Here is a 21,947-nt window from a genome sequence, read left to right as displayed (position 1 = left end):
GCTTTACCGCTCCCCTTACCGTTAGCGGTAGGTAGATCCTCCGCACCCGGGAGCCGTCAGCATGGCCGACAACGAAGAGTCGAAGACCTCCGAGTATCCCGAGGTTGCCTCAGGCCCCGGGAACCGCCTGGAGATCGGCGACCGGCTCGACCCGCGCGACGACCGCAGGCCGGCCGACCCGCCCCAGCCGGTGATCATCAAGCAGGGCGGCGGCGCGATGCGCGGGCTGTTCTGGCTCGTGGCCGCGATCGGCCTCGTCGTCGCGCTCGTGCTCGGCGCGAAGACCATCGGGCTGTTCCCCGGCCTGAAGAACCCGTTCGCCCAGGAGCAGACCGACCGCTCCGGCCCCGCGCTGCTGAAGTCCGTGCAGGACCTCAACCAGTTCGTCGCGGCGGAGGGGAACTTTCAGGTCATCGTCGACGTGCAGAAGGACCGCAAGTACATCCCGGACTTTCTGCTCAATGAGCGCATTCTGTTCGTCGCGGCCGGCTCGGTCGAGGTCTACGTCGATTTCTCCAGCATCGGCCAGGGGGCGGTGAAGGAGTCCGAGGACCGTCGCTCGGCCGAGATCAACCTGCCGGCCCCGCAGCTGCGGCCGGTCCGGATCGACAATGATCACAGCTACGTCTACCAGGAGGAACGCGGCGTCTTCAACCGCATCGGCGACGCCTTCAGCTCGGACCCGAACCGTCTGCAGGAGGTCTACAAGCTCGCCGAGCAGAAGATCGGCGACGCCGCCAAGGACGCCGGCCTGCAGAAGCGCGCCGAGGACAACACGCGCAAGATGCTGCAGCAGTTCCTGGGCGCCCTGGGGTACTCATCGGTAACGGTGAACTTCCCGGCGGGCTGATCTCGGCGTCCACCAGGAAAATTTCGCGACAGTAGTTGCGCGGTAACGCGGCGAACACTGGTCATTCACCCGATGGACCAACTTGCGTGCCCCTCATCACAGTATTTGACTCGGGGTAACTGGCCGAATCGCGAATTGCTGACCTGGGGTGGAGGTGACGGTGGCTACCGTCGCACTCAAAGATGTGATGAAGGTCTTCGCCGATGGCACGGTTGCCGTCGACCGAGTGAACCTGGATGTGGGACAGGGCGAGTTCATGGTGCTCCTCGGTCCCAGTGGCTGCGGGAAGTCGACGCTGCTGCGCATGGTGGCCGGGCTGGAGGACCCCACCTCCGGCGCGATCATCATGGACGGGGAACTGGCCAACGACCTGCCGCCGCGAGAGCGGGGGGTCGCGATGGTCTTCCAGGACTTCGCCCTCTACCCGCACATGACGGTCGGCGAGAACATCGGCTTCCCGCTGCGGCTGTCGGGCATCGAGCCCGAGCCGCGGGCGGAGCAGGTCGCGGAGGTGGCCAGCGCGCTGGGCATCGGCGACGTGCTCGCGCGCAAGCCCGGCCAGCTCTCCGGTGGTCAGCGGCAGCGGGTCGCGATGGGGCGGGCCATCGTGCGGCGGCCGAAGCTGTTCCTCATGGACGAGCCGCTGTCGAACCTCGACAGCGGCCTGCGCGCCGAGCTGCGGGCCGAGATCTCGGGCCTGGTGCGGGAGCTCGGCGTCACGACGATCTACGTCACGCACGACCAGGCCGAGGCGCTGACCATGGCCGACCGGGTGGCGATCCTGCGCAAGGGCGTCCTGCAGGACGTGGGCACGCCGACGCAGGTGTACGGCCGCCCGGCGACCCTCTACGTCGCCGCCTTCCTCGGCAGCCCGCGCATGAACCTGCTCGAGGCCGAGGTCTACGTGCACCTCGACCGCCACATCGCCCTGCACATGGGCGACCAGGTGCTGCACCTGCCGTGGAACGACCTGCGCTCGCGCCAGGTCGCGCACTTCCACGGCGAGCGCATCGTCATCGGGGTGCGGGCGGAGGCGTTGACCCCGGTGCCGGACTCGACCACGGGTGACGTGCTGCGGGGCCGCATCCGCTATCTCGAGCACCACGGCCACGAGTCGCTGGCGTTCCTCGACATCGGCGCGACCGCCGTGATCGTCGACGAGATCGGCAAGCCGCCGACCGACATCCCGATCAACGGCGGCGGGCTGCGCCGGTTCGTCAGCAAGATCACCGGGCGCGGCGCCGAGGACGAGCTCGTCGGGGCCGGCGTCAACGGCCGCGGCGGCACCCAGCGCCGGCCGCAGAACCGCGAGAGCGTGCTGAGCGACCCGGGCCGGCACCACCGGCGCCCGGCCGAGCTCGCCGTGCGCCTGGCGCCCTACCCGAATGTCACGCACGGTCATCCGTTGACCGTCGCTGTGCGCATGGAAGCGCTGCACTTTTTCGACGAAAGGGGACAGCGCATCGACGTGGGGTGGCGGTGAGTGACTGCGGCCGTTCTTCGGCTCGCCGGACGAGCCGTTCCAGATATTTCGGCAGATCGAGGGCAACTTCTACGTCGAGATCGTGCGGGCCGTCGGTCGGCTGTTCTCCTGATCCCGCCGTTGCTACCCGTCGGTAACATCGCGGCATGACCCTGGACTCGAAGACGCTCGGCGAGAACCTCATCGCGGCCGTACCGTTCGCGCGCACCCTCGGCATCGAGATCACCGACCTGGACGCCGAGGGTGACGTCGTCCGGGCGGTCGCGACGCTCCCGGACGAGGAGCGCCTGCACAACCACGTGGCCGGCCCGCACGCCGGTGTCCTGTTCGCGCTCGGGGAGACGGCCTCGGGCGCCGTGGTGATGGCCGCGTTCGGCCCGCACCTGCACCTGGGCACGCCGCTCGCGGTGCGCTCGGACATCGCGTACGCGAAGCTGGCCCGCGGCCCCGTCGCCGCCACGGCCACGCTGGGCCGCCCGGTGTCGGAGGTCATCGATGAGTTGCAGGCCGGTGGGCGCCCCGAGTTCCCGGTTTCCATCGAGATCACCCGAGCTGACGGCGCCGTCACGACGACCATGACGGTGGTGTGGACCATCCGCCCGCACGGGTGATTCCGGACTGGGAAGAGCCTGTTAACTACTGGAAGGTTTCTTGACTATTACCGAGCCGTGATGTGACCATTTTCGCCAAGCGAAGGGGTGGTCACGCATGGACGCACGCACGGGGGTCGAACTCAGGAGCATGGCCGACGCCGTGCTCCAGCCCGGGTTCGTCGGCAAAGAGCCGCCGGCGTGGCTTCGTCGCCGCCTCGCCGAAGGGCTGGGCGGCGTCGCGCTGTTCGCCCGCAACGTGGTCGACCGTGACCAGGTCGCCGAGCTGACCGCGGCCCTGCGCGCCGAGAAGCCGGACGTCATCGTCGCCATCGACGAGGAGGCCGGCGATGTCACCCGGATCGATGCGTACACCGGCAGCCCCTGGCCCGGCAACCTCGCGCTCGGCGCGATCGACGACCCGGCCCTGACCCGCGAGGTGGCCTGCCACCTCGGGCGCGATCTCGCCGCGGCCGGCATCACGTTCGACTACGCGCCCGACGCCGACGTCAACAACGACCCGAACAACCCCGTCATCGGCTCGCGCGCGTTCGGCGCCGAGCCCGAGCGCGTGGCCCGGCACACCGCGGCCTGGATCACCGGGCTGCAGGAGGCCGGCGTCGCGGCCTGCGCCAAGCACTTCCCGGGGCACGGGAACACCAACGTCGACTCTCATCTGGACGTGCCGCTGATCAAGGCCGGCCGCGCCGACCTCGAGGCCGTCGAGCTGATCCCGTTCCGGGCCGCCATCGCCGCGGGCGTGCAGGCGGTGATGAGCGCGCATCTGCGAGTACCGTCGCTGGACCCCGATCTCCCGGCGACCCTCAGCCGCAGGATCATGACGGACCTGCTCCGCGGCGAGCTCGGCTTCGACGGCCTCATCGTCACCGACGGCATCGAGATGCGCGCCATCTCCGACCGGTTCGGCCTGGCCAACGCCACCGTGCTCGCGCTCGCGGCCGGCGCCGACGCCATCTGCGTCGGCGGGGAGCACGCGGACGAGGAGACCGCGACCATGCTCCGCGACGCGATCATCGCCGCGGTCCGCTCCGGCCGGCTCCCCGAGGAGCGCCTCGCCGACGCCGCCGCGCGGGTCGCCCGCCTGGCCGCCTGGTCGCTCGCGGCCCCGAAGGTCGCCCCGGACCCGCGCGCGGCCGCCGTGGGCCTGTCCGCGGCCCGGCGCGCGCTGCGCATCTCGGCCCCGGAGGCGACGTTCCCGCTCGCCGCCGCGCCGTACGTCATCGAGTTCCAGCCCCAGCTCAACCTCGCCATCGCCCCCGAGACGCCCTGGGGCCTGCTCGCGCCGCTGGCGGAGCTGGTGCCGGCCACGACGGGCGTGCGCCTGTCGTCGTCGGAGGGCCTGCCCGACGCGCTGGAGGCGTCCGGCGACCGGCCGCTCGTGCTGGTCGCGCGGGACCCGCACCGCTACGCGTGGATGACGGAATCCCTCAAGGGCGCGTTATCGGTACGCCCTGACGCCGTCGTCGTCGAGATGGGCGTCCCGGCCTCTCCGCTGGGCGACGTGCACATCGCGACCTTCGGCGCGACGGCCGCGGCCGGCCGCGCGGTGGCCGATCTGCTCGCCGGCCGGCCCTGACCGGGCGTCGTCGGCGTCGGGTCCTCGTCGGCGTCGCCGGTTCGTGGCCGAGGTCGGGGGCCGGCTGAGAGGGCGCTCAGCGGCGCTGATCGAGTTGTTACCGGGGCGGGTCTAGCATGCCGGGTATGTCCCGCACCCAGTCCCGCCCCGGTCTGCTCGTTGCCGGCATCGCCGCGCTGACGGCCACGCTCGTCGCGCTCTCCGGCTGCTCCTCCGACGACAAGAAGAGCTCGGCCCCGTCGGCCGACCCGAACCTGCCGGCCGCCGACGGGCTGCTCAAGGACTCCTCGACCGCGATGGGCGCGATCAAGAGCGCCAAGTTCCTCATCGCCGCCGACGGCACGATCGCGGGCATCGCCCTGAAGCGCGCCGAGGGCGTGCTGACCAAGGAGGGCAACGCCCAGGGCACCGCGCAGATCGAGCAGATGGGCGCGGCGACCGACCTGAGCTTCACGATCGTGGGCCAGACGATGTACCTCAAGGGCCCGACCGGCGACTACCAGCAGATCCCGCTCGCCCTGGCCGCGTCCGTCTACGACCCGTCGGCGATCCTCGACCCCGAGCGCGGCATCGCCAAGGTGCTGAGCACCGCGACCGACGGCAAGACCGAGGCGTCGGAGAACGTGGACGGCCAGGCGACGTACCGCGTGAGCGCCAAGTTCCCCGCCGACAACCTCTCCAAGATCGTGCCGGGCGTGACCGGGTCGGTGCCGGGCCGGGTGTGGATCGCCAAGGACAACAAACGCCTGCTCAAGGCCGCGTTCGATCTCCCGGCCGTCGGTGACGCGAAGGGCGGCACGGTGACGGTGACCTTCACCGAGTTCGACGCCGCCGTGACGATCACGCCGCCGAAGTAGGCCGCGCCCGATGCCGTTCGCCGACCGCACCGCGCCGCGGCTCACCGTCGACTCGTGCGGCGGGGATATGTCGGGCGCTGCGCGCACCGACATATCCGACATTTCCGTATCGCCGGTAGGAGCCGGACTTCGCGCTGGTCAGGGGCCTGCGCCTTCGCTTGCCGGTGATGGAAGGTCTCGCCTCGGTCTTGGGTCGGCGGTGAGCGAGGCGTGACCGCGGCCGGTGAGGAGCGGGCGGTCGAGGCGGTTGACGCCGTCGACAGTGGCGGCGGCAGAGCGCATGAGACTGGCGGCGCAGTGAGCGCGGACGGTGGCGACGTGGGTGCGGCTCCCGGTCGAGCGGGCGCGGGCGGCGGCGGATTGGGTGCGGCTCCAGGCGGCGGTGCAGTGAGCGTGACCGGTGGCGGGGTTGGTGTGGCTGCCGGTGGCGGGGTTCGGGTCCGGCGGGGGCTGGCGATCGGGGTCGGCGGGGCGACCGTGCTGCTCGCGGCCCTGGACGCGTACGTGGTCGTGGGGGTGCTGACCGACATCCTCGACGCGCTGCACATCGCGACCAACCGGCTCGAACGCGTGACGCCCGTAGTGACCGGGTTCCTGCTCGGGTACATCGCCGGGATGCCCCTGCTCGGGTCGCTCTCGGATCGGCTCGGGCGGCGGGCGGTGATCGTCGGGTGCCTGGCCGGGTTCGCGGCCGGGTCGGTGCTCACCGCGGCCTCCGGGGACTCCATCTGGCTGCTGAGCGCCGGGCGCACCGTGCAAGGACTGGCCGGCGGTGCGCTGCTGCCGGTCACCCTCGCGCTGGCCGGAGATCTCTGGGCCGAGCGGCGCCGGGCCGGCGTGCTCGGGGCGGTCGGGGCGGCTCAGGAGCTCGGGAGCGTGCTCGGCCCGCTGTACGGGGTCGGGGTCGCCGCCCTCTTCGGGTCGTGGCGAGGGATCTTCTGGCTCAACCTCCCGCTCGCGGCGGTCGCGATCGCGCTCGTGTGGGTGGCGCTGCCGGGGCGGGCCCAGGGGGTACCGCAGCGGAAAACCGATGTTGTGGGCGGGCTGCTGCTGGCCCTGACGCTCGGTGCCGCGGTGGTGGGCCTCTACAACCCGGATCCCGAGCGCGCGGTGCTGCCGCCCTGGGGTGCGTGGGCGCTGGGCGGCGCCGGGGTCGGGGCGGCCCTGTTCGTGGCGTGGGAGGCGCGGGCCCGCACGCGCCTGGTCGACCTGCGCGGGGCGCTGCGGCGGCCGTTCTTCGCGGCGCTGGGGGCCAGCTTCTGCGCGGGGGCGGCGCTGATGGTGACGCTGGTCGACGTGGAGCTGGTGGCGCAGACGCTGCTCGGGCGGGGCGGGGTGCGGGGGACGCTGGTGCTGACCCGGTTCCTGATCGCCCTGCCGGTCGGCGCCGTGCTGGGCGGATGGCTGGTGTCGCGCCTGGGCGAGCGCTTCGTCGCCGTGGCGGGGCTGGTGGTGGCCGCGGCCGGGTACGTGCTCGTGGCCGGCTGGCCCGCGAACATCCTCGAGGTGCGCTACCTCGGTCTGCTGCCCCGGCTCGACACCGACCTCGTGATCGCCGGCTTCGGGCTCGGGCTCGTGATCGGCCCGCTGTCGGCCGCGGTGCTGCGCGCGACGCCCCCGGCGCAGCACGGGGTGGCGTCGTCGGCGGTGGTCGTGGCGCGGATGATGGGCATGCTGATCGGCGTCGCGGGGCTCACCGCCTGGGGGTTGCACCGCTTCCACGAGCTCACGGCGCACCTGAACTTTCCGCTGGTGTTCGGCAAGTCGCCGGATGAGCAGCGTCGGCTCCTGGATGCCTACAAGGCGGCGTTGCAGGGGGCGCTTCGGACGGAGTACCGCGAAATCTTCCTGGCCACGGCGGTCATCTGCGTCGTGGGTGCCCTGTGCGCGCTGCTGTTGCCGGGGCGCTCGCGAACGACCTAGACGAAGCCGCCCGCCCGGGCGAGCGCGCAGATCGCGATCAGGCGCAGGGCGGGCCACTCCAGGGCCGGCCAGTCGAGCTCGCTCGTCGGCGGCAGCTGCCACTGGGCCTCGATGAGGGCGTCGCGCACGCCGGTGGCGTAGCCCGCGAGCGGGACGGCGCCGGGGCCGTGCTCGGGGTCGCCGAGGGCGTCGCGCACGGCGGCGGCGTGCTGGTCGATCGTCGCCTGCAGACCCGCGGACTCGCGCGCCGCGGCCAGGCCCGCCTCGCCGAGCCAGATCATGAGGCCGTTGAGCGTCGAACGGGCGACGCTGCGGCGGGTGGCCTCGGCGAAGTCCCCGGAGGCGGCCGGGCCGGCTGCGGTGTAGCTCGTGTCGTTGGACATGCCACCGACTTCGGCCGCCCCGGACCCGGCTGAACCGCCGGACCCGCCCCGCACCCGGTGCGACCCGCCCCGCTCCCAAACGCCGCGGAATCAGTCGAGAACCGGCGAATGGTCGGAGCGCGCCACGCCGGGTGCCGCGCCGGATGAACCGTGACAAACCGCCCCGGTCGCCGGGAACACACGGCGACAAACGCGAAGATCGGTCATATTCTGACCTATGCCCCGCCAGGCGATAAATGCGATAAGTCGTGGCACGCAGTGCCCGACTTGTCGGTCTGGAGCGCAGCGCGAACGGAAACGGGGCCCGGGCCGCACACCGGACCCCGTCCGCCAGGGAGAGCCGTGGGAAGGAGCGGGCTCAGTTGTAGCTGCGGGCCTTGGACTCGTCCGGCATCAGGACCCACAGCACCAGGTAGATCACGAACTGCGGGCCGGGCAGCAGGCACGAGATGACGAAGATCAGCCGCATGATGTTGGGCGACATGCCGAAGCGGCGGGCAAGGCCCGAGCAGACGCCGGCGATCCAACGGTTGTCACGGGGCCTGACGAGACTGGACATGACCGCGCTCCTTCGTCGATGTGTACCTCAACCGTAGAAATGCCCGGCCGCCTCGCCCTCCAACCTTTGACCGAAATCGCGTGCCCCTCCCACTAGGGAATGCTCCGCACGGGTAGCCGGTCGGTTGCCGCGCGTTGCCTGCCGGTTGACCAGCTCAGGCCGGGTGTGACGGGCCCGATACCCAGTGCGTCAGACCTCACCTGTTCCCGAATGGAAGGCCTACGTACAGTGACCCGGTTCGCCCGCCGCGCCACCACCATCGCCGCCGCCCTCATCGCGGCGCCGCTCGGCTTCGCGCTCGTCACGACCGCCGGACCACAGGCCCTCGCGGCCGGCGCGCCCGTCTCGGCCGGTGTCGCGCACGTCATCGAGGCCGTGGGTGCGCAGGCCGCGGACGACGCGGCCGCCAAGACCTCCTACACGTCGAAGAAGAAAAAGAAGAAGAAGTCGGCCGCGAAGAAGACGCCCACCAAGACGACGCCCACCAAGACGACGCCCACCAAGACGCCGACGACCGCGCCGACGAAGCCGGCCACGCCGGTGACGACCGCGCCGGCCACGGGGCAGTACGCCGCGATGGAGAACGAGGTCGTGACGCTCACGAACAACTATCGCCAGGCCAACGGCTGCGGGGCGCTGCGCATCGACGCGCGCCTGGTCACGGCCGCGCGGGCGCACAGCACCGACATGGTGACGAAGAACTACTTCGATCACACCGGCTCGGACGGCAGCAACTTCGTGCAGCGTGAGGCGGCCGCCGGCTACACCACCGGGGCCTCGGCCGAGAACATCGCGTGGGGCTACCGCACGGCCCAGGACGTGGTCACGGGCTGGATCAACAGCCCCGGTCACCGGGCCAACATCCTCAACTGCCAGAGCGTCGCGGTCGGCGTCGGCCTGGCCTACAAGGCCGACGGCACCCCGTACTGGACGCAGGACTTCGGCCGAGTCTGAGAAGCCGAGTCTGGGAAGCCGAGTCTGAGAAACAGCCGAACCCGCGAGCCTGGAAACCCGGGTCGCTCAGCGGGTAGAAAGCACGAGTGACCCTCACTGTTCGCAGAGTGCTGCTGCTGGCGGGCGCCATGCTGGTGCTCGCCGGCTGCGGTGACGACAAGGCGGCCGCGCCACCCGAGGCGAAGTCCAACGCGGGCGCCTACGACCACGTCGACGTGTGCTCGCTCGCCAGTGATGAGCAGTACAAGGCCGCGCTCGGCGAGAGCCTCGCCGACAAGGAGCGCCGCGACACCGACAGCCTCAAGGCGTGCGCCGTCGACGGTTCGTCCGGCGCGTTCTACATCTTCCTGAGCGTGATGCGCCCGTCGATGGCCGCGGCCGAGCAGGTCGACTTCGACAAGGCCGCGGCCAAGGACGCCAAGGGCGTGGACGCGACGACGTTCTCGTTCTTCGATGACAGCCAGGCGTACGTCGAGACGTACGACGGCGACCTGGTGCTGCGCGCGTCGTTCGTCTACTACGTCGACAGCGGCAAGATCACCGATGGTCCCGGAACCGTCAACCGCCTGCATGCGCTGCTCGGGCAGATGACACAGAAGATCTAGGAGCGGTAACGCCTTCTGCGGCCTCGGGCCGCGAGACTCACGGAACGAGGCTGCACACCGCGAGCAGGCGCAGCATCGCCCACGACGGGCGCGACCAGTCCTCGAGCGGGTCTCCGGCGTCCCGGGCCGCGTCGCGGATCGCCGCCGAGTAGCCGGCCAGCGCGACCGGATCGAGCAGCGCCCCGCCGAGCGAGTCGCGGATCGCGGCCGCATGCTGGTCGACCCGTGCGAGCAGGTCGGGGCGCTCGGTGACCGCCGCCCGGCCGGGGCGGCCGATGGTGGCGGCGAGCTCGGCGAGGCCGGCGCGTGCGATCCACGCCCGGCGGCCGGCGGTCAGCTCATCGAAGGGGGCACTCACGTCGCGACGATAAGCCGAGCGTGCGCAGTTGCACAGCCCCGACATGGCCGCACGCGCGCGGCACCGGCGCAGGATGAGCCAAACCGCCAGGTTCGCCCGGTTGTTCCGGTGGGTAAATGGACCCGCATGGCCGATCGCGAGGAGCCGGGTGACCGGCGCGAAGAGACGCGTGACGAGCGGTTTGACCGGAATTGGGCGGAACTGCTCCAGGAGCTGCGAGTCGCGCAGACCGGTGTGCAGATCCTCTTCGCGTTCCTGCTGACGCTGCCGTTCAGCCAGCGATTCGCCATCGTGACCCCGGGACAGAAGGTCACCTATGTCGTCACGATCCTCTGCACCGGCCTCGCCACGCTGTTCCTCATCGCGCCGGTGAGCCACCATCGCATTCTCTTCCGGCGGGGCCGCAAGGGAGAACTGGTGGAGACGAGCAGCAATCTCGCCGGCGTCGGATTGTGGTTTCTGTGGCTGTCGATCGTCGGTGCGATTTTCCTGATCTTTCACGTGGTCGTCGGAGTGTCCTGGGCGATCGGCGTGAGCGCCGCGTTCGCTGCAGCTTTCATCGGGATCTGGTACGTCCTGCCCGCGGTCAAGCGTTGAAGCGCTTCACATCTTGACAGCCCCGCCGTGCTGCGACACCTTGGGAACGCTCCCACATCTTTTCCGCCAAAGGGGTGTCCGTGCAGCGCAAATTACCCATCGCCATTGCGGCGGCTTTGCTGGTCGTCCCGCTGAGTGCGGCCGTGGCCCACGCCGACCCAGCGGAACAGGTCATCAACGGAACTTTCGACAACGGCACCGACCCGTGGTGGTGGACCGGCAACTCGCCGGCCTCGGTCATTGACGGGCGACTGTGCGCGAACATTCCCGCGGGCACCACCAACCCGTGGGACGCCATCATCGGGCAGAACGCGATCACGCTGCAGGCCGGCGAGTCCTACCGCCTCGCGTTCACGGCCAGCGCGTCCGTCCCGGTCACCGTGCGCGCGAACGTGCAGCTCGCGGACCCGCCGTACACGCAGGAGATCTCCGAGGCCCCGCAGCTCACGCCGCAGCCGCAGGACTTCGCCTACACCTTCACCGCGGCCGCCGACACCACCGGCGGGCAGGTCGCGTTCCAGGTCGGCGGCAACGCGTCGGCCTACCAGTTCTGCGTCGACAACGTCTCGCTGCAGGGAGGGGCACCGCCGCCCGTGTACGTGCCGGACACCGGCCCGCGGGTGCGGGTCAACCAGGTCGGGTATCTCGCCAACGGCCCGAAGCAGGCCACCGTCGTGACCGAGTCCACCTCGGCCCTGCCCTGGCAGCTGCGCAACGCCGCCGGCACCGTCGTCGCCAGCGGCAACACGACCCCGCGCGGCCTGGACGCCACGAGCGGGCAGAATGTGCAGACGGCCGACTTCTCGCAGTACAAGGTCCAGGGGAAGGGCTTCACGCTCACCGCCGACGGCGAGACCAGCGTGCCCTTCGACATCGGCGCGAACGCCTCCTACGCGCGGCTGCGCGCCGACGCCCTGTCCTGGTTCTACGTGCAGCGCAGCGGCATCGAGATCTCCGACGCGATCGCGCCCGGATACGGCCGCAAGGCCGGGCACCTCGGGGTGGCGCCGAACCAGGGCGACACCGACGTGCCGTGTCAGGCGGGCGTGTGTGACTACCGGCTGGACGTGCGCGGCGGCTGGTACGACGCCGGCGACCACGGCAAGTACGTGGTCAACGGGGGCATCGCGGCGTACCAGCTGATGAGCACCTTCGAGCGCTCGAAGGTCGCGCCCGGCGCCAAGCCGCAGGACCTCGCCGACGGCTCGCTGCGCCTGCCGGAGCACGGCAACCAGGTGCCCGACGTGCTCGACGAGGCCCGCTGGGAGCTCGAGTTCCTGCTCCGCATGCAGGTGCCCGCGGGTCAGCCGCTGGCCGGCATGGTGCACCACAAGGTGCACGACCAGAACTGGACCGGCCTGCCGCTCGACCCGGCCGCCGACCCGCAGCCGCGCGAGCTGCACCCGCCGTCGACCGCGGCGACGCTGAACCTCGCGGCCACGGCGGCGCAGGGCGCCCGGCTCTTCGCCCCCTACGACAAGGCGTTCGCGGCCCGGCTGCTCGCGGCCTCCAAGGCGGCGTACGCGGCGGCGGTGGCCCACCCGGCCGTCTACGCGCCCGGCAGCGACGGCAACGGCGGCGGCGCGTACGACGACAGCGACGTCACCGACGAGTTCTACTGGGCGGCCGCCGAGCTCTACATCAGCACGGGCGAGAAGGTGTACCGCGACGCGGTCACGAGCTCGAAGTGGCACACCGCGGACATCTTCAAGCCCGAGGGCTTCAGCTGGGGCTTTACCGCGGCGCTGGGCCGGCTCGACCTGGCGACCGTCCCCAACGGGCTGCCGGACCGCGACCGGGTGCGCCAGTCCGTGGTGGACGGCGCGAAGGGGTACCTCGCGAGCGTGCGCGCCAACCCGTACGGCATCGCGTACGCGCCGAGCTCCGGCAAGTACGAGTGGGGCTCCAACAGCGCCGTGCTCAACAACCTCGTCGTCATCGCGACCGCCTACGACCTGACCGGGTCGGCGGACTTCCGTGACGGGGTCGCGACCGGCATGGACTACCTGCTCGGGCGCAACGCGCTCAACCAGTCCTACGTCACCGGCTACGGCGAGCGCGCGTCGCAGAACCAGCACACGCGCATGTACGCGCACCAGCTCAACGCGGCGCTGCCGCACCCGCCGGCGGGCTCCCTCGCGGGCGGCCCGAACTCCAACCTGCAGGACCCGCTCGCGCAGAAGCTCCTGCCGGGCTGCGCGCCGCAGTTCTGCTACGTCGACGACATCAACTCGTACTCCACCAACGAGATCGCGATCAACTGGAACTCGACGCTGTCGTGGGTGGCCTCGTTCATGGCGGACCAGGGCGAGGGCGGCGCGCCGGCGGCGTCGGGGTGCTCGGTGCGGTACAGCACCGTGCTGAACCTCGGCGGCGTCTACATCGCGCAGGCCACGATCAGCAACACCGGCAAGCAGACGCTGAACGACGTGCGGGTGCGCTTCGCCTACACCGGCACGCAGAAGGTCGAGCTGGCCGTGAACGGCACGGCGAAGCAGACCGCCGCGGACGTCGAGCTGACGCCGCGCAACTCGCGGCTGAAGCCGGGCGAGCAGACCACGGTCCTGCTCGCCGGGACCGTGGCCTGGGGCCCGAACGCGACCCCGGCAACCTTCCGCTGCTGACCGACGCCGGCCCCGGCCCGCCTCCCGAAAGGGTGGCGGGCCGGGATCCAGGGCGAGCCGGGGTCCAGGGCAAGATTGCCGGGTGGGCGGGCGCAAGCGCGAGACGGGGATCGTCGAGCAGGTCGATGGCGGCGTGGCGCAGCTGTGTCCCGACGACGGCCGGCCGGGGCGGTGGACGCTGCTGCTGGACGGCTATCCGCAGTCCGCCCTCGACCTCGACGACCCGCGGCGGCTCGACTTCGAGTACATGCGTCGCGTCGCCTCGATCATCGACGCCATGGCCCCGGCCGGCGCACCGCTGTCGGTGCTGCACCTGGGCGGCGGGGCGCTGACCCTGCCGCGGTACGTGGCGGCGACCCGGCCCGGCTCGTCCCAGCGCGTGGTCGAGCGCGACGCGGCGCTCATCGACTTCGTCCGCCGTGAGCTGCCGCTGCCCCGCAATGCCGACATCCGGGTCCGCGCGGCCGACGCGCGGGAGGCGGTCGAGTCGCTCGCGCCGGGCCGTTTCGACCTCGTCATCGCCGACGTCTACGGCGGGGCCCGGGTGCCCGCGCACCTGGCGTCACTGGAGTTCCTGACCGCGGCCGCGCGGCTGCTGCGCCCGGACGGGGTGTACGCGGCCAACCTGGCCGACGGCTCCGGGCTCGCGTTCGCCCGCGGCCAGGCGGCCACGCTGCGGCGGGTGTACGGCGAGGTGGTCCTGCTCGCCGAGCCGGCGGTGCTGCGCGGGCGCCGCTTCGGCAACGTGATCCTGGCGGCCGCGGCCTCGGCCGGGCGCATCCCGGTGGCGCCGCTGGCCCGGGCCGGTGCGGCGGACCCGTTCCCGGCGCGGCTCGTGGCCGGCGACGACCTGACCGACCTGATCGCGGGCGCCCGCGTGGTGACCGACGCGACCGCGACCCCCTCGCCCGCGCCGCCGGCCAATCTGTTCTGAGTGGTTGTTACCGACCAGTCCCCGGGATGGAGCTTAGGGATCGTTCAGCAACCGCATACAGTTCCGGAATGCTCGAATTCGACATCGCCCCGGCCGAGCGTCGCCCGGCGGCCGAGCGCGCGGCTCTGCTCGCCGATCCCGGGTTCGGTCGCGTCTTCACCGACCACATGGTCACGATTCGCTACGGCGGCGGGGACGAGGGCGAGGGCTGGCGGGACGCCCGCCTGATCCCGTTCGGGCCGCTCTCGCTCAGCCCGGCCACCGCGGCGCTGCACTACGGCCAGGAGCTGTTCGAGGGGCTGAAGGCGTACGTGCTGCCGGACGGCGGCATCGGGCTGTTCCGCCCCGAGGCCAACGCGCGCCGGCTGAACGCGACCGCCGACCGGCTGGCGATGCCGCAGCTGCCGGAGGAGCTGTTCCTCAAGGCGGTGCGGACCCTGGTCGAGGCGGACCGGGACTGGGTGCCGGCGGGCGAGGGGCAGAGCCTCTACCTGCGCCCCTTCATGATCGCCATGGACCCGTTCCTGGGGGTCCGGCCGTCGTCGGAGTACCTCTTCGCGGTGATCGCCTCCCCGGCGGGCGCGTACTTCTCCGGCGGCGCCAAGCCCGTCACCGTCTGGATCTCGCAGGACTACTCGCGGGCCGCGCCGGGCGGGACGGGCCACGTGAAGGCCGCCGCCAACTACGCCGTGAGCCTGCGCGCCCAGGCCCAGGCCCAGGACGCGGGCTGTGACCAGACGGTGTTCCTCGACGCGGTCGAGCACCGCTGGATCGAGGAGTCGGGCAGCATGAACCTCTTCTTCGTCTACGGCTCGGCCGAGGCCCCGGTCCTGGTGACCCCGCCGCTGAACGGCTCGATCCTGCCCGGCGTGACCCGCGACTCGGTCCTCACGCTCGCCCGGCACCGCGGCTGGGCCGTGCGGGAGCGGCCGTACTCGGTCGACGAGTGGCGCACGGACGCCGCGAACGGCACGCTGCTGGAGACGTTCGCCTGCGGCACCGGGGTGGTCATCACCTCGATCGGCCGGGCCCGCTCGCACGACGGCGAGTTCGCGATCGGCGGCGGCGCGGAGGGCCCGGTCACGGCCCAGATCCGCGACTGTCTCGTCGGCATCCAGCGCGGCCGCGCGGAGGACCCGTTCGGCTGGTCGGTCCGCGTCTGACGCGCACGTCCCCGGCCGGCCGCGGGCCGTCGCGCCCGCGGCCGGCCGGGACCGTTCTACAGCACGGACAGGTGCACGTGGTTCGTGTGGTCGCTGGACGGGTCGCCGTTGCCCCCGCTGTAGGCGTGCCAGCCCGCCGCCGGCGTCCACACCTGGCGGAACCAGATCACGTAGAGCACGCCCAGCGCCGAGGCGTTCTTGACGAAGTAGGCCGCCAGGTTCGTGCCGTAGGTCTTGTCGGCCCCGCTGGCCACGCCGCCGAAGCCGTCCGAGGCCGCGGCGAAGTCGCAGGCCCGGCCCTTCGGGTGCTCATAGGGCCCGGACGGGCGGAAGCACGAGTAGAAGTGCGTGAAGCCCGCCTTGCGCGCCTCCTGGGCCGCGTGCAGCATGCGCGGGGTGACGCAGCCCGTCGTCGTCGGGTCGTCGATGATGCAGTTCTCGGCCGGCCAGGAGCCGTCGGCGTTGCGCGGGGCCGGGGTGGCCAGCGGTGAGTTGACGCTGACGTAGCCGTCCGCCCTGCCCCGCATCCTGGCCAGGGCCGCCTCGGCGTCGGCCTTCTTCTTGGCCTGGATCGCGGTCTGCGCCTGCTGCTTGGCCACCTCGTCGTCGGCCGCCTTCTTGGCGTCGGCGAGGTCCTTCTCCAGCTTGGTCAGCCGCGCGATCTGGCGGTCGTTGTACTGCGCGATCGTGTTCACCAGCAGCACGCGGTCCATGAACCGCTCGGCCGAGTCCGTGTTCACCAGCGCGGCGGTGAGCCGGACGCTGCCGCCGGTGCGGTAGGCCGCGGCCGCGATGACGTTCACGCTCGCGCGGACCGGCTCCAGCTCCTTCCGCATCGCGTCCATCTGCGCGTTCAGCTCGGCCTGGCGCTTCTTGGACGCGTCCAGCACGGCCTGGGCCTGCACCCACTCCGTGTTGGCCGCGTCGAGCTTCTCGCCGAGGGTGAGGTCGTTGCCCTCGTTCGGCGCGCCCGTCGGATCGCCCGGCGCGGCGCCCGCGGGCACGGCCCAGGCGCCGATCAGCACGAGCGCCGTGAGCATCAGCATGAGGACCCGGCGCCGCATGCGGGTGAGCGTACCGAACCGCGAAGGCCCCGGACAGGCTCAAGAACGCGGCCGGATGACTACCGAAAGTCACGCTGAACCTTCGTGGAGCGACGACCGTAAGGACCTTTCGGGTTCGAACAGTTGTGCGGCGTGTCGGATTCGGTCATCGACGGCTGCTTTGCTAGCGTGCCCGCTAGCAAACGGCTAGCGGGAGTGATGTTGGAAGCGACGGAGAAGACGGTGGCGATGCCGCCGCGGCGGCCGCGGTTCGAGCGGGTGCAGCTCAACACCCGGGTGCGGGTCGAGATCGAGCAGACCCTGCAGCGGTTCGTCGTCGACCACAACACCACCGTGCAGAGCTCGGTGGACCTCGCGCTGGCCGAATTCCTCGAGGCCCGGGGCTATCGGCTGCCCCAGCCCGACAACGACGGGAGAAGCCGGTGAGCACGCCGGGCATCAACCAGCTCGACGCCGATCTGCAGAAGACCGTCAAGCGCACGTCGTACATGCGGCAGCTGTTCTACGTCGTGGTGCTGCTCGTCGCCCTGGCCGGGCAGGTGTCCGGCGCGGTCGAGGCGCTCGGCATTCCACTGATCTGGGCGATCCCCGCGGTCGGGGCGCTGGAGCTCGGCGGCATCGTCGTGCTCGCCAACGCCGACGTGCGCCGCCGGCTCGGCGAGAAGGCGACCGCCTCGCGGATCCTGTCGGTGGTCATCGCCGCGTTCGCGGTCGCGTTCAACTGGATGGCGCACGACAACAAGCTGCTCGCCGGGTTCTTCGCGGGGATGTCCGCGCTGGGTTACCTGGTGTGGCTGATGCACACGGAGAACCAGCGCCGGGACCGGCTGCGGGCCAAGGGTGACCTGCCCCCGACCACGCCGGCCTACGAGGTCGTCGGGCACTGGGTCCGCCACCCGTGGCTGACGCTGCGGGCCAAGAACCTCGCGAAGGCCGACACCCGGCTCGGGCTCTACTCCTCGATCGCGGCGGCGAAGGCGGAGAAGCGCAAGGAGCAGCGGACCGCGGCGATCGCCAAGGTGCTGCACCGCAAGATCCGCGCCGCGGTCGACCCGACGACCGCCGACATCGCCGTGGCCGTCTACGACCTCGACGAGATCGCGGTCCGCCTCGCCGACGGCGCCGACTACGACGGGCTGACCGCGCTCATCGCCGCCGACCTGGCCCCGGCCCGGCTCGCCGCGATGACCGAGAGCGCGCTCCCGCCGGCGCCGCCGCCGGCCGCCGCGCCGCAGTCGGCCCCCGCGCCGGAGCGGCTGCCGGTCATCGACACCCAGGAGCAGCAGGCCCTGCCGACGGCGCCGCAGCCGATCCCGGTGCCCCGGCCGGCCCGCGAGGAAGACGAGCGCCGCGCGGCCCGGGAGGCCGTGGCCAGGGCGGCGGAGGCGGCCGCCGGGCCGGAGCCCGCGCCCGAGCCGGTGGTCGCGACGGCGCCGGTGGTCTCGGCCTCGCCGCTGGGCGGGCTGCGCGCCGACCTGGAGGGCATCCTCCCGGCCGCGCCCGCGCCGCGCCGCACCCGCAGCCGGACCGCCCCGGTGACGCACGACGCCGGCGAGGTGCTCGAGATCGCCGAGGAGCCGACCCTCACCCCGTCGACCGTGGTGCGGGAGGGGTCGCTGCGCAATCAGGTGCACCAGTTGCTGCACGACAACGTGCCGCCCAACGACCGCCGGGACGTGGTGGCCCTGACGACCATGGTCGGCGACCTGCTCGACCTCGACGACGTGGAGCGGCTGACCGCCTCCAACTACGTGCGCACCTGGAAGGCCGAGGTCGACGCGGGCCGGCGCGCCGCCGTGAACGGCCGCCACCTGCAGGGGATCGTGCCCGGCTCGCCCCGCTAGCCCGTTAAGGCCCGTCTCTGCGCTGCCGATCTGGGTGGTGGAGAGGCGGGGGGTGCCGAATGGCCCGGTTGCTCGTGGTGGACGACGAGCCGGACGTCCGCGACCTGATCGTCAAGCGGCTGACCGCCGACGGCCACGACGTGCTCGCCGCCGAGAACGGCGCGGCCGCCCTCGCGGCCGTGGCCGAGCACGGGCTGCCCGAGGCCGCGATCCTCGACGTCGACCTGCCCGGCATGGACGGCATCGAGCTGCTGCACCGGCTGCGGGCCGCCCGGGCCGACCTGCCGGCGATGTTCCTCACGGTGCTGTGGGACGGCGCCGTGGCCGCCCGGGCGCGGGAGACGGGCGCGGAGTACGTCCGCAAGCCCTTCACCGCCGACACGCTGCGCGCCGGGCTGGAGCGGGCCCTGCGGGGCGCCGGATGACCACCTCGCTGCTGCGGACCGCGGCGTGGGCACTGGTGTACCTCCTGGCGACCGTCGCCGGCCGCAAGACCATCATGGACGGCTCCAGCCTGAGCCTGGTCTGGCCGGCCGCGGGCGTGTCGGTGCTGTGGTTCGCCGCCCAGCGCAAGGCCCGCGTGCGCTGGGTCGACCCCGTGGCGCTGGCCGTCATCACGCTCCTCGTGAACCTGGCCACGGGCGCCACCCCGCTGCTCGCGCTCTGGTTCGTGGTCGCGAACCTGGCCCAGGTGGCGATCTTCACGCGGGTCCTGCACCGCCTGAGCCCGCACCTCTGGGGCGCCGGCGGCGACGAGCAGCTCTCCCGCTCGGCCGACCTGTGGCGCCTGCTGCTCGCCACGTTCGCCGGGGCCGGCGCGGGCGCGCTCGTCGGGCCGACCGCCATCTGGCTCACCACCGACCGCTTCCTGTGGACCGACGGCGTCGTGTGGTTCCTGCGCAACGGGGTGAGCATCCTGCTCATCGTCGCCGTCGGGCTGCGCCTGGGCTACCAGCGCGCGCGGGGCTGGCGCTGGACGCGGCCGGGCGCGGCGCGGCTGGCCGAGTACGTGGCGCTCCTCGTGTGCTCGCTGACCGCCTACGGCGTCGCGTTCGGCGCGGCGCACCTGCCCCTGGCGTTCCCGCTGCTCGCCGTCACCGTGTGGGCCGGGCTGCGCCTGCACACCACGTTCGTCGTGCTGCACGACCTCGGGCTGGGCATCCTCGCGGTGCTGTTCACGCTGCACGGGAACGGCCCCTTCGCCTCGATCCCCTCGCACGCGACCCGGGCGCTGATCGCGCAGGCGTTCGTCGGCATGATCGCGGTCGTCGGGCTGTCCATCGCGCTCGGCCGGGACGAGCGGGCCGAGCTCATGCGGCGGCTGACGGCCGCGGGCCACGAGACGGAGGCCCAGGCGCGGCTGCTGACCACGATCGTCAACTCGATGCACGAGGGCGTCTCCGTCGTGCGCCCCGATCACTCCTGGATCATGCGCAACCCGGCCGCCGTGGCCCTCGTGGGCGGCGTGACCAGCAGCGACGGCACCGTGGGCCGGCCCGATCACTACGGCCTCTTCCACCTCGACGGCACGCCGCTGCCGCCCGGGGAGATGGCCCACGTCCAGGCGCTGGGCGGCCACGACGTGCGCGGCCAGGAGGTGCTCATCCGCAACGCCGGGGTGCCCGAGGGCCGCATCCTGCGGGTGAGCGCGACCCGCCTGCCGTCCGGCGAGACCGAGGAGGAGGGCGGCGCCGTCGTCGTCTTCCACGACGTGACCGCCGAGCGCCGGCACCGCGACGAGCTCTCCGCCTTCGCCGGCGTGGTCGCGCACGACCTGCTCAACCCGCTCGCGACCATCGACGGCTGGGCCGAGAACCTGGGCGAGACGCTGCACACCATGCCCGCGGACGATCCCGCGGTCGGCGACGCCCTCGACAGCCTGGTGCGCATCACGCGCGCCTCGGCCCGGATGCGCCACCTGATCAACGACCTGCTCGCCTACACCACCGCCCGCAACGCCGCCATCGCGCCCGTCGACGTCGGGCTGCACGAGCTGGTGACCGAGGTGACGAACGCGCGCACGGACCTGGCCGCGGCCGCGGGCACCCCGCGGCCGGAGTTCACCCTCGGCCGCCTCGACGACGTGCGAGCCGATCCCGTGCTGCTGCGGCAGCTGCTGGACAACCTCGTGGGCAACGCGGTGAAGTACACGGCCCCGGGCACGACTCCCCGGATCGCCATCGCGTCGGGGCTCGACGGTGACGGGCTGGTGCGGGTCGAGCTGGCGGACAACGGCATCGGCATCCCGCCCGGCCAGCACGACGCCATCTTCACCAACTTCCACCGCGCGCACCGCTCGAGCGGATACGCGGGCACCGGCCTCGGCCTCGCGATCTGCAAGCGCATCGTGGAGCGGCACGGCGGGACGATCCGCGCCGAGGACAACCCGGGCGGCGGGTCACGGTTCATCTTCACGCTGCCGCCCGCGTCCACGCACGCCCCCGCGGCCAAGGTCGTGACCGGCGTCTCCCCGTAAAAGCGAACGTTCGTTCTTGACGGGTGAGCACGGGCGGTACACCCTGAAAAAAACGAACGAACGTTCTTTCATGGGAGATGGTCATGCGAAAGGTCGCGGGCGTCGTGCTGCTGCTCACCGCCCTGCTCAGCCTCATCATGGTCGCGTTCGCCTGGCCCGCGACCCGGGCCGGCGTGCACGACATCCCGCTCGCCGTCGCCGGGCCAGCGCCCGCGGCCGCCCAGGTCGTGCAGCAGCTCGAGGCGAAGCGGCCCGGCGCGTTCGACCTGCGCACGGTGCCCGACACCGCCGCGGCCGAGCGGCTGATCAGGGACCGCGAGGTCTACGGCGCCATCGACCTCACCAGCGGCAAGCCCCAGGTCATCGTGGCCTCGGCGGCCGGTCCGGCGGTCGCGCAGGCCCTGCAGCAGGTCGCCCAGGCGCTCGCCCCGGCCCCGGACGGGACGGTCGTGCGGGATCTCGTGCCGTTGCCGGCCGACGACCCGCGCGGGGCCGGGCTCGCGGCCGGGGCGCTGCCGCTGGTGCTCGGCGGGATCGCCGCCGCGGGGCTGCTCACCAACCTGATCGTGGGCGCCGGACGGCGGATCGCGGGCGCGCTCGCCTTCGCCGTGACGGGCGGGCTGGCGCTGGTGGCGATCCTGCAGTACTGGCTGGGCTCCCTGAACGGCGACTACTGGCTCAACAGCGGCGTCGTCGCGCTGTCCATCGCCGCCACGGCGCTGACCGTGCTCGGCCTGGAGTCGCTGCTCGGCACCGCCGGGCTCGCGATCGGGGCGGCGACCATGATGCTGCTGGGCAACCCGCTCTCGGGCCTGTCCAGCGCGCCGGAGATGCTGCCGTCGGGGTGGGGTGCGCTCGGGCAGTATCTGCCGCCGGGTGCGGCCGGGTCGCTGCTGCGCAGTACCGCCTTCTTCGACGGGGCCGGCGCCGGGCCGCACGTCCTCGTGCTCGTCGCGTGGGCGGCCGCGGGCCTGCTCCTGGCCGGGCTCGCCGCGCTGCGCCGTCGCCCCGCCCCGGTCGCCGACGCGGATGCGAAGGCGGCGTTGGTCACGGCCTGACTCACAGTCCGAGATCAAGGGGAAGTGA

Annotated in this window: 21 protein-coding genes; 17 read left to right on the top strand and 4 right to left on the bottom strand. The window is 72.2% G+C overall.

The genetic code is table 11. The annotated features are described in order from the left end of the window. Window positions 1-61 precede the first annotated feature (61 nt). The 6 genes from ACQP2P_RS43580 (at window position 62) to ACQP2P_RS43555 (ending at window position 7,300) form a co-directional block, all read left to right on the top strand. Window positions 62-850: a DUF4230 domain-containing protein gene (locus ACQP2P_RS43580; protein WP_433611203.1), complete on the top strand. Its 789-nt coding sequence runs from the start codon at window positions 62-64 to the stop codon at window positions 848-850. Window positions 851-1,010: 160 nt separating this feature from the next. After that, on the top strand, window positions 1,011-2,333 hold the full coding sequence (locus tag ACQP2P_RS43575; protein WP_433611201.1) for an ABC transporter ATP-binding protein: 1,323 nt from the start codon (window positions 1,011-1,013) through the stop codon (window positions 2,331-2,333). A gap of 146 nt (window positions 2,334-2,479) precedes the next feature. Further along, window positions 2,480-2,944, top strand: a complete 465-nt coding sequence (locus ACQP2P_RS43570; RefSeq protein ID WP_433611199.1) for a DUF4442 domain-containing protein — start codon at window positions 2,480-2,482, stop codon at window positions 2,942-2,944. Window positions 2,945-3,041: 97 nt separating this feature from the next. Beyond that, window positions 3,042-4,520, top strand: coding sequence for a glycoside hydrolase family 3 protein (locus ACQP2P_RS43565; RefSeq protein WP_433611197.1), 1,479 nt, complete (start codon window positions 3,042-3,044; stop codon window positions 4,518-4,520). Window positions 4,521-4,645: 125 nt separating this feature from the next. After that, a complete protein-coding gene (locus ACQP2P_RS43560) occupies window positions 4,646-5,377 on the top strand; it encodes an LppX_LprAFG lipoprotein (RefSeq protein ID WP_433611195.1) in 732 nt (243 codons plus the stop codon). A 414-nt stretch (window positions 5,378-5,791) separates the two neighbouring features. Continuing rightward, complete coding sequence (locus tag ACQP2P_RS43555; RefSeq protein WP_433611193.1) at window positions 5,792-7,300, top strand: MFS transporter; 1,509 nt, start codon at window positions 5,792-5,794, stop codon at window positions 7,298-7,300. On the opposite strand, the gene ACQP2P_RS43550 is transcribed toward ACQP2P_RS43555, so the two are convergent. Further along, a complete protein-coding gene (locus ACQP2P_RS43550; protein WP_433611191.1) occupies window positions 7,297-7,683 on the bottom strand; it encodes a DUF6401 family natural product biosynthesis protein in 387 nt (128 codons plus the stop codon). The genes ACQP2P_RS43555 and ACQP2P_RS43550 overlap by 4 nt on opposite strands. Before the next feature lie 358 nt (window positions 7,684-8,041). Continuing rightward, complete coding sequence (locus ACQP2P_RS43545) at window positions 8,042-8,242, bottom strand: PspC domain-containing protein (protein ID WP_433611189.1); 201 nt, start codon at window positions 8,240-8,242, stop codon at window positions 8,042-8,044. A 228-nt stretch (window positions 8,243-8,470) separates the two neighbouring features. On the opposite strand from ACQP2P_RS43545, the gene ACQP2P_RS43540 reads away from it, so the two are divergent. After that, entirely contained in the window at window positions 8,471-9,196 is a 726-nt protein-coding gene (locus ACQP2P_RS43540; protein ID WP_433611187.1) for a CAP domain-containing protein, read from the top strand. Between the two features lie 86 nt (window positions 9,197-9,282). Further along, on the top strand, window positions 9,283-9,801 hold the full coding sequence (locus tag ACQP2P_RS43535; RefSeq protein ID WP_433611185.1) for a hypothetical protein: 519 nt from the start codon (window positions 9,283-9,285) through the stop codon (window positions 9,799-9,801). Between the two features lie 37 nt (window positions 9,802-9,838). On the opposite strand, the gene ACQP2P_RS43530 is transcribed toward ACQP2P_RS43535, so the two are convergent. Continuing rightward, entirely contained in the window at window positions 9,839-10,159 is a 321-nt protein-coding gene (locus ACQP2P_RS43530; RefSeq protein ID WP_350619099.1) for a DUF6401 family natural product biosynthesis protein, read from the bottom strand. A gap of 126 nt (window positions 10,160-10,285) precedes the next feature. Between ACQP2P_RS43530 and ACQP2P_RS43525 the strand changes: the two genes are divergently transcribed. The 4 genes from ACQP2P_RS43525 to ACQP2P_RS43510 all read left to right on the top strand — a co-directional run bounded on the left by ACQP2P_RS43525 (window position 10,286) and on the right by ACQP2P_RS43510 (window position 15,477). Beyond that, on the top strand, window positions 10,286-10,756 hold the full coding sequence (locus ACQP2P_RS43525) for a DUF6328 family protein (RefSeq protein ID WP_433611183.1): 471 nt from the start codon (window positions 10,286-10,288) through the stop codon (window positions 10,754-10,756). Window positions 10,757-10,836: 80 nt separating this feature from the next. Then, a complete protein-coding gene (locus tag ACQP2P_RS43520; protein ID WP_433611181.1) occupies window positions 10,837-13,380 on the top strand; it encodes a glycoside hydrolase family 9 protein in 2,544 nt (847 codons plus the stop codon). A gap of 82 nt (window positions 13,381-13,462) precedes the next feature. Further along, the gene (locus ACQP2P_RS43515; protein WP_433611179.1) at window positions 13,463-14,314 is read left to right on the top strand and encodes a spermidine synthase; all 852 of its coding nucleotides are present in this window, start codon (window positions 13,463-13,465) and stop codon (window positions 14,312-14,314) included. Window positions 14,315-14,382: 68 nt separating this feature from the next. Continuing rightward, window positions 14,383-15,477: a branched-chain amino acid aminotransferase gene (locus ACQP2P_RS43510; protein ID WP_433611177.1), complete on the top strand. Its 1,095-nt coding sequence runs from the start codon at window positions 14,383-14,385 to the stop codon at window positions 15,475-15,477. 56 nt (window positions 15,478-15,533) lie between these two features. Here ACQP2P_RS43510 and ACQP2P_RS43505 read toward each other — a convergent pair whose 3' ends face one another. Next, window positions 15,534-16,541, bottom strand: a complete 1,008-nt coding sequence (locus ACQP2P_RS43505; protein WP_433611175.1) for a coiled-coil domain-containing protein — start codon at window positions 16,539-16,541, stop codon at window positions 15,534-15,536. Between the two features lie 198 nt (window positions 16,542-16,739). Here ACQP2P_RS43505 and ACQP2P_RS43500 point away from each other — a divergent pair, with 198 nt between their 5' ends. From ACQP2P_RS43500 to ACQP2P_RS43480, 5 genes are all read left to right on the top strand, one after another. Then, a complete protein-coding gene (locus ACQP2P_RS43500) occupies window positions 16,740-16,967 on the top strand; it encodes a hypothetical protein (protein WP_433611173.1) in 228 nt (75 codons plus the stop codon). Continuing rightward, on the top strand, window positions 16,964-18,385 hold the full coding sequence (locus ACQP2P_RS43495; RefSeq protein ID WP_433611171.1) for a hypothetical protein: 1,422 nt from the start codon (window positions 16,964-16,966) through the stop codon (window positions 18,383-18,385). Before ACQP2P_RS43500 ends, ACQP2P_RS43495 begins: the two co-directional genes overlap by 4 nt. Window positions 18,386-18,444: 59 nt before the next feature. Continuing rightward, window positions 18,445-18,810: a response regulator transcription factor gene (locus tag ACQP2P_RS43490; RefSeq protein ID WP_433611169.1), complete on the top strand. Its 366-nt coding sequence runs from the start codon at window positions 18,445-18,447 to the stop codon at window positions 18,808-18,810. Next, window positions 18,807-20,861: an ATP-binding protein gene (locus ACQP2P_RS43485; RefSeq protein ID WP_433611167.1), complete on the top strand. Its 2,055-nt coding sequence runs from the start codon at window positions 18,807-18,809 to the stop codon at window positions 20,859-20,861. The genes ACQP2P_RS43490 and ACQP2P_RS43485 overlap by 4 nt, the downstream gene beginning before the upstream one ends. Before the next feature lie 83 nt (window positions 20,862-20,944). Continuing rightward, complete coding sequence (locus ACQP2P_RS43480) at window positions 20,945-21,919, top strand: hypothetical protein (protein ID WP_433611165.1); 975 nt, start codon at window positions 20,945-20,947, stop codon at window positions 21,917-21,919. The last annotated feature ends 28 nt before the right edge of the window (window positions 21,920-21,947 follow it).

The sequence above is a fragment of the Dactylosporangium sp. CA-139114 genome, from assembly GCF_050955725.1.
GTDB lineage: Bacteria > Actinomycetota > Actinomycetes > Mycobacteriales > Micromonosporaceae > Dactylosporangium.
The sequence above is the reverse complement of the archived record's forward strand: the minus strand, read 5'-3'. Positions and strand labels throughout refer to the sequence as shown.